We start from the raw sequence: 12005 nt of genomic DNA on the forward strand, positions 1-12005 counted from the left end.
TGGCGAATCCGGGATCACCGCCATCTCGCGATCGCCGATTCGGATCATCGCGACGCAAATCATGGCGGCGCTGGTCAAGTTTGACGATCGTCATACCAATGAGCGGAAATGTCTTCGCGGTGGGCATCGAACTGGACGGCGAGGGATATCACCCGGCCGCGTGGCGGCGGGCCGCACATGCGCCCGACCAGTTGCTCACCGGAAATACGCTGCGCAAACGGGTCAGCGCCGCCGAGAATGCCGGTTTCACCCTCGCCACCTTCGACGATTCGATCCTGCCACCCACAGGGATTCCGGCGGGGCGGATCGACGGAGTGACGCGGGCTTCGTTCGTCGCGGCGACAACCAGCACCATCGGGCTGGTCGCCACGGTCGCGACCACCTACGCGGAGCCGTTCCACACCTCGTCACAACTGGCCACGCTCGATTACGCCTCGCGCGGGCGCGGCGGGTGGATCGCCACGACAGATCCCGTGGCGGCCACCGCCTGGGGACGACCGCCACGCAATACTGAAGCGGAACTCGCACGCGAACAACGAGATTCGATCGAGGTCGCGCGTCGGCTGTGGGATTCGTGGGAAGACGACGCCGTGGTACGCGACTATGCGGCCAGCCGATTCCTGGATCGAGACAAGCTGCACTACATCGACTTCAGCGGTGAAACGTTCTCGGTGAAGGGTCCGGCGATTGTGCCGCGGCCACCGCAGGGGCAGGTGGTCGTCTTCGCGCATGACACCGGTGCCGCCGACGTCATCCTGGTCGCCGGAGCCGACCTCGCTCAGACCCTCGCCGCCGCGGACCACGCGCGGGCCACCGGTGCGCTGGTGTTCGCGGAACTCGATGTCGCCCTGGACATTCCGCACGCGACAGCCGCTGAACGCCTCGCCGACCTGGGCAAGCACGCGGCCGCGAATCGCACTGAGCGCCTGGCGTTCTCGGGCTCCCCGGCCGAACTCGTCCGCCTCATCACCGAACTCGCACGCCACGTCGACGGTGTGCGCCTGCATCCGGCCGTTATCGACGAAGACCTCCCGGCGCTGGCGCGATACGTCCTGCCCGCCCTGTTTCGCGCCGGTGTCGCCCACCGTCCGGTGCCGGGTTCGACCCTGCGCGCCAACCTCGGCCTGGAGCGGCCGATCAACCGTTATGGGAAGGATCAGCACTGATGTCCGAGGTTCCTTTCCCCGACGCACAGGTTCATTTCGGCGTCTTCTTCCAAGGCGTCAACCACAGCACCATCTGGTCCGATTCGAGCAGCGGCTCGCAGATCGACTTCGAAACCTTTCGGCATATCGTCACCACGGCCGAGCGCGGACTCTTCGATGCATTCTTCCTCGGCGAGGGCCTGCGCCTGCGCGAGCAGAACGGAAAGCTGCTCGATACCGATATCGCCGGACGTCCCGACGCCATTGCCCAGTTGGCGGCCCTGGCCGGCATCACCAGCCGGATCGGTCTGGTCGCCACCCAGAACACCACCTACAACGAACCGGCCGATCTCGCCCGCCGACTCGCGGGCCTGGATCTGCTGTCCGGCGGCCGTGCGGGCTGGAACGCCGTCACCACCGACAATGCCTGGACCGGTGCGAATTTCCGGCGCGGCGGCTTCCTCGACCACGCGCAGCGCTACGAGCGCGCGGGCGAATTCATTCGGACGGCACGCGAAATCTGGGATGCCTGGGCCGACAATGCGATCGCGACCTCGCGCCACGATACCGATTGGGCCGCAACGGATTCGGTGCGGACGGTGACCCGCGACAACGAGCACTTCCAAGTCTCGATCACGCCGACCCTGCCGCGCAGCGCTCAGGGCCATCCGGTGATCTTCCAGGCCGGTGATTCACCGGCGGGCCGCGACTTCGCAGCGACCCATGCGGAGGTCATCTTCTCCAGGCACGGAACACATTTCGACGCCGCGCTCGCGTTCGCGAACGATATTCGAACACGCCTGGAACGCGCGGGCCGACCGGCCGATGACATCAAGATCCTACCCGGCACTCAGATCGTTTTGGCGGAGCGGGAATCCGAGGTCGAGGAGAAGGCGCGCTGGGTGCTCGAGGGCCAATTCACTGGACAGACCGCCCTTTCCCTGGTCGGACAGGTGTGGGGTCGCGATCTGTCGGATCTCGATCCGGACGGTCCGCTGCCCGCGGACGACCCACAGCCCCGAGTGATTTCGGGTGAGCGCGGCGCACAGCGCGACGGTCAGGATCCGGTGGCGATCGCCCGACAGTGGCGGGCGCTGGCCGAGGCCAAGAATCTGTCGCTGCGCCAGGTCGCCATCGAGACCTCGCAGCGGTCCGGATTCGCCGGAACACCGAGTCAGGTCGCCGACGAACTCACCCGCTGGGTCCGCCACGGCGCGACCCACGGGTTCAATATCTCGCCGTATCTGGTGCCGACCGGACTCGACGAGATCGTCGACTGGCTGATTCCTGAATTGCAGGAACGCGGGTCCTATCGCACCGCCTACACAGGCACCACCCTGCGCGAACATCTCGGTCTGCGACCGCCGCTGACCAGGCGCGGATAATCAGGTCCGATCCGCGAAACATACCCGGTTTGTGAGGAAACCGAACCCGAGGCCGCGTCTTGCTCGTATGTTTGCCATACGCAGTGCAGATCGGAGTGGGACAGTGCAAGCAGGGGTTACCGCGGATTATGTGATCGTCGGCTCCGGATCGGCCGGCGCGGTCCTGGCCAACCGGCTCAGCGACGATCCGGATGTGTCGGTGGTGGTGCTCGAGGCCGGACCGCCGGATAAGAACAAGTTCGCCCATATCCCGGCGGCATTCGCCAAGCTGTTCCGCTCGGAGGTGGATTGGGACTACCTCACCGAACCGCAGCCCGAGCTGAAGAATCGGCAGATCTACTGGCCGCGCGGCAAAATGTTCGGCGGATCGTCGTCGATGAACGCGATGATGTGGGTACGCGGATTCCGTGCCGACTACGACGAGTGGGCACTGCTGGCCGGAGACGAGTGGGGGTTCTCGGCGGCGGTCGAGCAGTTCCGCAAGATCGAGTCCGTCGAGGACGCCCAGTATCCGGATGAGGGCGCGACGGGGCCGCTGCATATTTCGCGGCAGCGCAGTCCGCGCGCTTTGACCGCGGCGTATTTGGCCGCGGCCAAGGAATCCGGATTCCTTGTGGAGCCACCGAATCGGCCGCAGCCGGAGGGGTTCAGCGAGACCATGGTCACCCAGCGCGGCGGCAAGCGGTGGAGTACGGCCGACGGGTATCTGAAGCCCGCGATGCGCCGTGCGAATCTCACCGTCTATACCGAGGCGCTCGCGTCGCGGATCATCTTCGAGACCTCGCGAACCGGAGGGCCGCGCGCGACGGGTGTGGAGTACCGCAAGGACGGCGTCACACAGACTGTGTCCGCCAGGCGCGAGGTGTTGCTCTGCGGTGGTGCGATCAATAGCCCGCAGTTGCTCATGCTCTCGGGTATCGGCGATGAGGACGAGCTGGCCCGCCATCACATTCCGCTTGTGCACAATGCGCCCGAGGTGGGCGCCAATCTGCAGGACCACCTGGTCGCGGCGCTCGGCTACGGCGTGGAATCCGATTCGCTGTTCACGGCGGAGAAGCCACGTCAGCTGCTCGATTATCTGTTCCGGCACCGCGGCATGCTCACCTCCAATGTCGGTGAGGCCTACGGTTTCATCCGCAGCCGGTCCGATCTCGAATTGCCGGATCTGGAGCTGATTTTCGCGCCCGCGCCGTTCTTCTACGAGGGTCTCGTGGATCCGACCGAGCACGGGGTCGTGCTGGCGACAGTGCTGTTACGGCCGCACAGTCGCGGCCGGATCTCGCTGGGTTCCGGTGATCCCACCGCCAAACCGGTCATCGATCCACGCTATCTCTCCGATAGCGGTGGCGCGGACCGGGCCGCGATCATGTCTGGTTTGCGTGTGTGCGCCGAACTGGCCGCGGCTCCGGCTCTGAAGGCGGCACTCGGGCCGCTGATCTATCCTCCGCAGGCTCCGGCCGAGCTCGAGGCCGCAATGGAATTGACACTGAACGGCTACTCGCACACCCTGTATCACCCGGTCGGCACCTGCCGGATGGGTACCGATGCGGGCAGTGTCGTCACGCCGCGACTGGAAGTGCGTGGGGTGCAAGGACTCCGCGTTGCGGACGCGTCGGTGATGCCGTTGCTGATCCGCGGGCACACGCATGCGCCGAGTGTGTTCATCGGTGAGCAGGCAGCCCAGTTCATCCTGCATGGTTAGCACGCTGCCGCAGGCGAAGGGTTTCGATAGACCACCATTTGCCGGTCGGGCTCGCGGGACTCTCCGCGGCGGCGGAATGTGCTGGTCCCCTGGTTCGTGCCGCAGATCGGGCTCGAAATGGCATGCAACGCAATATCGCATTGCATGCATGTGTGCATAACGTGCTGTGCCGCACCGAATGTCAAAGCGCCCGCCTGACCGATTGGTGTTGTGCCGCAGTGGCTCGCCTCGTCGAGGCGAGTCTTCTGGTCTCCGTCGAAAGTGGTGCGGCAGCACCGCGCAGGACAATGACACCCAGCAGGACAGCGGCGTCCGGCGGCGCGCCGATATCCGGAGCGCAGCGGCACCGAGCAGCACGACAACACCGGGCAGCACGACAACACCCAGCAGGGCGATGACACCCGGCAGTACAACAACCTCCAGCCACACATCGACACTCGATAGCGCAGTGGTATCCAGCAGCGCAACGGCACCCGGCAGCGCGGCGGGCTCGATCGCGGGCACGGGGCGGAGTCAGGCGTAGGCGAATAGGGCCAGGGAGGCTGCGGACAGCAGCAGGTAGGGCATGGGATAAGCGATGTCGGCGTACAGCTTGGCTCGGATAACGGTGATTTCCGCGCCGAGGAAGTAAAGGACCAGGCAGAGGGCGGCGGTGAGCCCGAGTGGCGGGTATGCCAGGCCGATCAGGAGGCCGAGGCCGCCGAGGGCTTTCAGGATGGCCAGTGGGTTGAGGGTCCATTGTGGGAGGCCGTAGCCGCGCATGGTCTCGCGCACCTGATCCGCCTTGACGATATCGAAGCCGGTGGCGGCGAATGCGGCTGCGGCGGCGAGGATGGTGACGACGACATATGCGACAAACATGGAACTACCCTCCAGGTATCTCGGTTCTGCGGATCTGCGATCGTGGGTGGGACACCCGATCGCCCTATTCACGTGATGGATGCCGACCGCGAAAGGTGACCGATGCACGCACAGGAATTGTTGGCGCGACGATTCGAGACGCACCGCGATCACCTGCACGCGGTCGCCTACCGGATGCTCGGATCGGCCAGTGAAGCCGAGGACGCGGTGCAGGAGGCATGGCTGCGACTGGACCGCTCCGACACGAGCGAGGTCGAGAATCTGGCGGGGTGGTTGACCACGGTGGTCTCCCGGATCTGTCTGGATATGCTGCGCTCGCGAACCGCCCGGCGCGAGGATCCGATCGATCGGATCGCTGAACTCGGCGACGCCGCCTACGACCGCGATCCGGAAAGCGAAGCAGTGCTGGTCGATTCGGTCGGGCGCGCGCTACTGGTGGTGCTGGATACGCTCGGTCCGGATGAGCGGGCGGCGTTCGTGTTGCACGATATGTTCGCCGTTCCCTTCGATCAGATCGCGCCGATTGTCGGGCGCACCAGCGCCGCCACCAAGAAGCTCGCCAGCCGGGCCAGGACCAGGGCGCACGGCGATGCGAGCGCGTCCACCGCCGAACTCGCGCAGCAGCGACATGTCGTGGATGCCTTCCTCGCCGCCGCCCGCAGCGGTGATCTCGACGCACTGCTCGCAGTCCTCGCGCCCGATGTAGTGCGTACGGCCGACCCGGCCGCGCTGCCCTCGGGTATAGCGCCGGTCGCGCGGGGTGCGCAGGCGGTGGCCCGCGAGACCGTCATCCTGCGCCGTCGCTCCCAGGTCGCCACGCTCGCGCTGGTCGACGGCGCGGTCGGCATCATTGTCGCGCCGCGCGGCAAACTGCTGCTCGCGCTTGCGGTTACCGTCGCGGACCACCGAATCGCGGGCTACGAGGTGATCGCCGATCCGACCCGCCTGCGGCACCTGGAGATCGCCGTCCTTCCCGAATTGCCCTGAGCCCGGGGAAATTCAGGCGTCGCGCATCACGCCGCCACGCTGCTGACGAAGGCAACTTCAGCCGCAGACGACACCCGAGGACGGCGACCAACCAACTTCGAATACTCGGCGAGCGCGCCGCCACGCGTCGCAAAGATTCCGAGACCTCGGTACGACAGGTGGGCTTATCGTGCAGGCGAGTCGAATGGTCGCTCACCGAATGCATCCGAACGACCATGTGACTCACCTCGGCGGCCGATCCGGCAACGGCATCGACAGTCGACGACTCCTGCTTCAGTCGCAGACCGCACCGAAGGACGCCGAGCCGACCAACTTCGAGTATTTGGCGAGCACGCCACGGGTGTAGCGGGGCGGCAGCGGTTTCCAGCCTTCGCGGCGGCGGTCGAGTTCTTCGGGAGCGATGAGAAGGTCCAGGGTGCCTGCGGCAACGTCGAGGCGGATCTGGTCGCCGTCGTTGACGAGGGCGATCGGCCCAGCATCGACCGCCTCGGGAGCGACATGGCCGACGCAGAGTCCAGTGGTGCCGCCGGAGAAGCGTCCGTCGGTGAGCAGCAGCACGTCCTTGCCGAGCCCCGCACCCTTGATGGCCGCGGTGATGGCGAGCATCTCGCGCATGCCGGGACCGCCCTTGGGCCCCTCGTAGCGGATGACCACCACATCGCCCGCGGTGATGGTGCCGTCCTCGAGCGCGTCCATCGCCGCCCGTTCGCGATCGAAAACCCGTGCCGTACCGGTGAATACGTCGGAATCGAAGCCTGCCGACTTGACCACCGCGCCGCCGGGCGCGAGCGATCCGGCGAGGATGGTGATGCCACCGGTCGGGTGGATCGGAGATGCCATGGCCCGCACCACTTTTCCGTCGGGATCGGGCGGCGCGATGGTGGCGAGGTTCTCTGCGACCGTGCGACCGGTGACGGTCAGGCAGTCGCCGTGCAGTAGTCCGGCATCGAGCAGCGCCTTCATCATCACCGGCACACCGCCGATCCGGTCGACATCGGTCATCACATGTCGCCCGAAGGGTTTCACATCGGCGAGGTGCGGCACCCGGCGGCCGATACGCGCGAAGTCCTCGAGTGCCAGATCGACTTTCGCGTCGTGGGCGATCGCGAGCAGGTGCAGTACGGCATTGGTGGAGCCGCCGAATGCCATGACCACCGCAATCGCGTTCTCGAAGGCCTCCTTGGTGAGAATGTCGGCCGTCGTGATGCCCCGCCGCAGCAATTCCACCACCGCCTCACCGCTGCGCCGCGCGTAACCGTCGCGCCGCCGATCGGTCGCGGGCGGTGCCGCGCTGCCGGGCAGCGACATGCCCAATGCCTCGGCCGCGCTCGCCATGGTGTTGGCGGTGTACATGCCGCCGCAGGCGCCCTCACCCGGACAGATGGCTCGCTCGATGGCGTCCACATCCTCGCGACTCATCAAACCGCGCGAGCAGGCGCCGACCGCCTCGAACGCATCGATGATCGTCACTTCGCGCTCGCTGCCATCGCTGAGTTTCGCGATACCGGGCAGGATCGAGCCCGCGTACAGGAACACACTCGCCAGGTTCAGCCGCGCCGCCGCCATGAGCATGCCGGGTAGGGATTTATCGCATCCGGCCAGCAGCACCGAACCGTCGAGTCGCTCGGCCTGCATCACGGTTTCCACGCTGTCGGCGATCACCTCCCGCGATACCAGGGAGAAATGCATGCCCTCATGTCCCATGGAGATGCCGTCGGAGACCGAAATGGTCCCGAATTCCATCGGATACCCGCCGCCTGCGAACACCCCCTCCTTGCACGCCTTGGCAAGCCGGTCCAGCGACAGATTGCACGGCGTGATCTCGTTCCACGAGGAGGCCACCCCGATCTGCGACTTCCCCCAGTCACCGTCGTCCATGCCAACCGCCCGCAACATGCCACGCGCGGCGGTCTTCTCCAGACCATCGGTGACATCGCGACTACGCGGCTTGATATCGGGACCGTTCGGATCATTGACCATGGCCACATCATTCCCCGCCCGCATCCCCAGCGCCGCCGACCACGCCGATCAGGGTGATTATCCGTGCGTGCCGATTCGCTGGAGCAGATCGAGCAGAGTCGCGCGTTCGCCGGCGGACAATGCGGCGAAGGATTCGGTCAATACTTCGTTCGCGACCCGATGACCGGCGCGCAGGACCTGCTCGCCTGCGACGGTCAACCGGTGTTCGATGGCGCGACCGCGACCGGGGGTGCGTTCGATGAGACCGCGTGTCACGAGCCGGTTGGCGAGGGTGCCGAAGGCCTGCTCGCTCTGGAATGTCTCCTCGGCCAAGGCGCGTGCGGTGGAACCGGGATTGCGGTCGATGGCGCGCAAGGCGTCCCACTGGGCGAGGGTGGTCCCTACGGTCGCGAGCCGATTGTCCAACGCGCGGTGGTGGCGGTACTGCGCCTGTTTGACGGCGCGTCCCAGGGCTTGCAGATCACCAGGCATGGACATGACCCTAGCAGTTTGACTAAGCTTGTTTATATCAACATGTTTAGTCAATGGATCGAGGAGCTCGACGATGACCGCAGACACCCAGCCGCACCCACCGCTCACCATCGCCGAATCGGGCAGCGGCCCAACAGTTCTCGTTCTACATGGGGGCGCAGGGCCGGCCTCGGTGGCCGGTATCGCCGAGCACCTGTCCCGCTCGTCGCATGTCATTGCACCGACCCATCCGGGTTGGAATGGCACACCGTTGGCGTTCGACAGCATCGGTGATCTTTCACGCGCCTACCTGGACCTGCTCCACGATCGCGATCTGCAAGACGTTTTCGTCGTCGGCTCCTCGATCGGCGGCTGGATTGCCGCCGAAATGGCCGTCCGTGATCGCGACCGCCGGATCGGCGGACTCGTCCTGATCGATGCGACCGGCGTATGGTTCGACGAGGAACCGATCGCCGACTTCTTCACCCTCGATGCCCGCGGCGTGGCCGAGCACTCCTACCACGACCCCGCGCGCTTCTACCAAGACCCCGCTGATATTCCCGCTGCACAATCGGCCATGCGCCAAAGGAATATGGCCGCACTACGGACTTATGCGGCCGACCCGTACATGCACAATCCCCGACTGCTCCCCCGCCTCGCCGCCGTCACCACCCCCACCCTGTTGCTCTGGGGTGAAAGCGATCGCATCGTCACCCCGGCCTACGGCGCGGCCTATGCCGCCGCCTTCGCCGATGCCCGCTTCGAAATCATCCGTGCGGCAGGGCATTTGCCCCAATTGGAACAGCCCGAGGCCACTTTCGAGCACATCGACGGATTCCTCCGGTCAGTGCGGTAGCGGATCGCTCACACGCGTCGACTCGACATGCCAAGGCGAAGCCGGCTGGTTACGAAGACGAGCAGCGCTATGAGTTGGATGGCAGCCGTGACGCTGACCACGGCGGTCAGGGATCGGGCGTAGAGCAGGCCGAGGAGCGCGGATCCGGCGAAGGCGGCCAGGCCCGAGCCGGCGGCGAACACACCGTAGGCGGTGCCGCGTCGGTGCGCCGGGACCAAGTCGGCGACGGTCGCACGGAGTGTCGACTCCTGGACGCCGAGCACCGCGCCCCAGAGCAGTGCGCCGATGACTGCGGGAATCGCATTGTCCTGAAAGGCAAGTGGCGGGATGAGGGCCGAGAGTAGGGGCACCACAATGAGGATTCGGGCACCGGTGCGGTCGTAGCACCAGCCGGTGAGCAGGGCGGCGAGGGCATCGACGACCATTGCCGCGGCATAGACGACCGGGATCACCGCCACCGGCAGGAGTTCGCGGGTGGCGAGATGGAAGGCGAGCAAGCCGAACCCGGCGAAGCCAGCGGTGGTTGCGGCGGCGAAGGCGAGGTAGGTCCAGAACTGCGACGGCAATCTGGTTGGGACCGCTGCTGTTTCGGTTGGCGGCACCGTCGGTTCGTACGCGGCCGGATTCGGCACGCGCGCCCACAATCTCCCCAACACCACCAGGACGGCGACACCGGGTACCGCCAGTGCGAAGAACGCTGGGCGGTAGTCACCTGCCGAAAGCACGAGCATCCCCGCGACGACAAGCGGCCCGATCAACGCGCCGATCTGATCGAGTGCCTCGTGCACCGCGAACCCACGACCGCGACCGACGGCACCCGCCGCATGCGACAGCAGCACATCCTTCGCGGGACTGCGCACCGCCTTACCCGCCCGCTCCGCGATCACGAGCACCCCCGCCGACCACAACCCGGTCGCGAACCCGAGCAGCGGAACCGAGGCGACGGTCAGGGTGTAGCCGCCGAAGGCCAGCGGCCAGTAGGCGCGCGTCCGATCGGCCAGCGGACCGCTCACCAAACGACCTGCGAGCGCGAATGCCTCCCCTGCACCGGTGATCACACCCACCAGAACAGCGCTCGCGCCGAGCGAGGCCAGATACGGACCGGTGACCGCCCGAGCGCCCTCGTACACGATATCGGCGAGCAGACTGACCACACCGAATCCGACGACGAACCGCCATGGACTCATCGCCGTTGGCTCGGGCACGACCGCCGACACGCTCAGAGAATAGCGACGATCCGCCGCCCCAGCAGGCTTATGCACCGAGAAGATCGTCACCAGCATCGACGATCACTCCCGTTCCATCGTGTGCTGCCGGGCGAGTTCGGTGCCGTCGACCAGGAAGTCCCGCCGACGATGTCCATCTGCCACAACTGCATCGGTTCGGGGCGTACCCAGCACCGGTAGGTATCGCTTTTGCGCTTCCGCGACAACGGTTCCAGCAGCCCTGCTCGGATCAGCACCCGATACACCGTCGAGCGCGACCGCAGCGGGGTCGCTTCCTCGCGTGCCAGCTCATGGACCAGTCTGCGCGGCCCAGCCCGGGTGAGCGCGACGTAACTCGCAGATCGATGCCGAGATCTGCGAATCGACCTGTCTCGGACTGCGTTTCGGCCGATGCGACCGGTCGGCTAACCCGCAAGACCACCCTGGCTGTAGCTTTTGACGGTAGCAATAGCGCGCGAGCTTCGACCTAGCCCGACACCATGAGTTCGTCGACTCGATTCTAGAAGGGAAGATCCTCGTCCTCTGTCTCTGGTTTGAGCTCAGGCGGGAACCTGGCCAGTAGCAGCGCCAGTCCCTGGGCAGTTCGATTCAAATCCTCGGCGAGACCGGGGAGCGATGGCTAGAGAGGCTGGGCTGTCGCCGGAGATCATGGGCATTCTGGGGCTCAACAGCAACAGCCCGCCAAAGCTGCTCGGGGTTGACCACACACGAACGCAGGCGGACACCGAACGGGACAGATCAACGCACCAGCGACGCGAGCGAGAACGCTCGGAGCGTGAACGAGAAGGCCGACACCGCGGCGACTAGATGGTTGATTCCCAGGGGCAGTGATCAGAGGCGATCAGTGATCGGAGGGTGCCGCCACAGCTTCCACCTGATCTTGATCCCGTTTGTAAGCGGGCCCTATCCCCGGACGCTCGCGAACCCCATGGGCGGCGTGGGCGATGGGCCTGTGCGCAGTACCGGGCGGAAGTCGGGAAGTGCGGGCAGCACATCGGCGTTGCGGGCGGCGTAGCAGCGCACGAGCGGGAGTGCGCGGGTGACCTCCGCTCGCTCGACCGGTTCGGCGTCGATAAAACCGATGGTGTCCAGTTCCAGGCCGAGGGTGTGTGCGATCCGCAATAGCGACGCCGATTTGCGGCCCCAGCCGATCTCGATGGCCGAGAACATGTCGTAGAGGCCGTGGCGGTAGAGCTTTTTGAGGGTGAGGTCGCGGTCGCTGCGGCTGGCTACGGCGTGCCAGATGCCGCGCTCGCTGAGCTTGTGCAGCGTGCGCAGAGCGGCGGGGCGTGGTGCGCTGCTGGTCGCGTCGCAGACGACACCATCCCAGAGGGTGTTGTCCAGTTCCCAGACAAGACATCTCAGAGCCGGTGCCATCGCCTGCCCCTATCGGTTGGTCATCGCTGCCTCTCC

10 protein-coding genes are annotated in these 12005 nt (G+C 66.0%); 5 read left to right on the forward strand and 5 right to left on the reverse strand.

Translation table 11 applies throughout. From position 1 onward, the window contains the following. Nucleotides 1-98 precede the first annotated feature (98 nt). The 3 genes from ACFYOW_RS03540 (at nucleotide 99) to ACFYOW_RS03550 (ending at nucleotide 4232) form a co-directional block, all read left to right on the forward strand. Nucleotides 99-1166 carry an LLM class flavin-dependent oxidoreductase gene (locus ACFYOW_RS03540; protein ID WP_387284133.1) on the forward strand — a complete coding sequence of 356 codons (1068 nt, stop codon included), beginning with the start codon at nucleotides 99-101 and terminating at the stop codon, nucleotides 1164-1166. Next, nucleotides 1166-2530 (forward strand): NtaA/DmoA family FMN-dependent monooxygenase, encoded by a 1365-nt coding sequence (locus tag ACFYOW_RS03545; protein ID WP_387284134.1) that lies wholly within the window; start codon nucleotides 1166-1168, stop codon nucleotides 2528-2530. Before ACFYOW_RS03540 ends, ACFYOW_RS03545 begins: the two co-directional genes overlap by 1 nt. A 103-nt stretch (nucleotides 2531-2633) precedes the next feature. Next, nucleotides 2634-4232 carry a GMC family oxidoreductase gene (locus ACFYOW_RS03550; protein ID WP_387284136.1) on the forward strand — a complete coding sequence of 533 codons (1599 nt, stop codon included), beginning with the start codon at nucleotides 2634-2636 and terminating at the stop codon, nucleotides 4230-4232. Nucleotides 4233-4745: 513 nt separating this feature from the next. On the opposite strand, the gene ACFYOW_RS03555 is transcribed toward ACFYOW_RS03550, so the two are convergent. Beyond that, nucleotides 4746-5093: a DoxX family protein gene (locus ACFYOW_RS03555; protein WP_387284138.1), complete on the reverse strand. Its 348-nt coding sequence runs from the start codon at nucleotides 5091-5093 to the stop codon at nucleotides 4746-4748. 102 nt (nucleotides 5094-5195) lie between these two features. Between ACFYOW_RS03555 and ACFYOW_RS03560 the strand changes: the two genes are divergently transcribed. After that, a complete protein-coding gene (locus ACFYOW_RS03560) occupies nucleotides 5196-6080 on the forward strand; it encodes a sigma-70 family RNA polymerase sigma factor (protein WP_387284140.1) in 885 nt (294 codons plus the stop codon). A gap of 273 nt (nucleotides 6081-6353) precedes the next feature. On the opposite strand, the gene ilvD is transcribed toward ACFYOW_RS03560, so the two are convergent. Both ilvD and ACFYOW_RS03570 read right to left on the reverse strand, forming a co-directional pair. Continuing rightward, entirely contained in the window at nucleotides 6354-8060 is a 1707-nt protein-coding gene (ilvD, locus tag ACFYOW_RS03565) for a dihydroxy-acid dehydratase (RefSeq protein WP_387284142.1), read from the reverse strand. A 57-nt stretch (nucleotides 8061-8117) separates the two neighbouring features. Next, a complete protein-coding gene (locus ACFYOW_RS03570) occupies nucleotides 8118-8531 on the reverse strand; it encodes a MarR family winged helix-turn-helix transcriptional regulator (RefSeq protein ID WP_387284144.1) in 414 nt (137 codons plus the stop codon). 73 nt (nucleotides 8532-8604) lie between these two features. Between ACFYOW_RS03570 and ACFYOW_RS03575 the strand changes: the two genes are divergently transcribed. After that, nucleotides 8605-9366 carry an alpha/beta fold hydrolase gene (locus tag ACFYOW_RS03575; protein WP_387284146.1) on the forward strand — a complete coding sequence of 254 codons (762 nt, stop codon included), beginning with the start codon at nucleotides 8605-8607 and terminating at the stop codon, nucleotides 9364-9366. An 8-nt stretch (nucleotides 9367-9374) separates the two neighbouring features. Here the strand turns inward: ACFYOW_RS03575 and ACFYOW_RS03580 are convergent, their stop codons facing one another. Continuing rightward, a complete protein-coding gene (locus tag ACFYOW_RS03580) occupies nucleotides 9375-10553 on the reverse strand; it encodes an MFS transporter (RefSeq protein WP_387285990.1) in 1179 nt (392 codons plus the stop codon). A 942-nt stretch (nucleotides 10554-11495) separates the two neighbouring features. Further along, complete coding sequence (locus ACFYOW_RS03585; protein WP_387284148.1) at nucleotides 11496-11969, reverse strand: HAD-IIIC family phosphatase; 474 nt, start codon at nucleotides 11967-11969, stop codon at nucleotides 11496-11498. Between the last annotated feature and the right edge of the window lie 36 nt (nucleotides 11970-12005).

It is taken from the genome of Nocardia sp. NPDC006982, assembly GCF_042869435.1.
In the GTDB taxonomy this organism is placed as follows: Bacteria; Actinomycetota; Actinomycetes; order Mycobacteriales; family Mycobacteriaceae; genus Nocardia.

What these genes read in the sequence shown, in the direction of transcription:
- ilvD (WP_387284142.1), bottom strand. Translation starts at nt 8,060, where the DNA reads ATGGTCAATGATCCGAACGGTCCCGATATCAAGCCGCGTAGTCGCGAT.
- ACFYOW_RS03575 (WP_387284146.1), top strand. Translation starts at nt 8,605, where the DNA reads ATGACCGCAGACACCCAGCCGCACCCACCGCTCACCATCGCCGAATCG.
- ACFYOW_RS03585 (WP_387284148.1), bottom strand. Translation starts at nt 11,969, where the DNA reads ATGGCACCGGCTCTGAGATGTCTTGTCTGGGAACTGGACAACACCCTC.
- ACFYOW_RS03580 (WP_387285990.1), bottom strand. Translation starts at nt 10,553, where the DNA reads ATGAGTCCATGGCGGTTCGTCGTCGGATTCGGTGTGGTCAGTCTGCTC.
- ACFYOW_RS03560 (WP_387284140.1), top strand. Translation starts at nt 5,196, where the DNA reads ATGCACGCACAGGAATTGTTGGCGCGACGATTCGAGACGCACCGCGAT.
- ACFYOW_RS03570 (WP_387284144.1), bottom strand. Translation starts at nt 8,531, where the DNA reads ATGCCTGGTGATCTGCAAGCCCTGGGACGCGCCGTCAAACAGGCGCAG.
- ACFYOW_RS03545 (WP_387284134.1), top strand. Translation starts at nt 1,166, where the DNA reads ATGTCCGAGGTTCCTTTCCCCGACGCACAGGTTCATTTCGGCGTCTTC.
- ACFYOW_RS03555 (WP_387284138.1), bottom strand. Translation starts at nt 5,093, where the DNA reads ATGTTTGTCGCATATGTCGTCGTCACCATCCTCGCCGCCGCAGCCGCA.
- ACFYOW_RS03540 (WP_387284133.1), top strand. Translation starts at nt 99, where the DNA reads ATGAGCGGAAATGTCTTCGCGGTGGGCATCGAACTGGACGGCGAGGGA.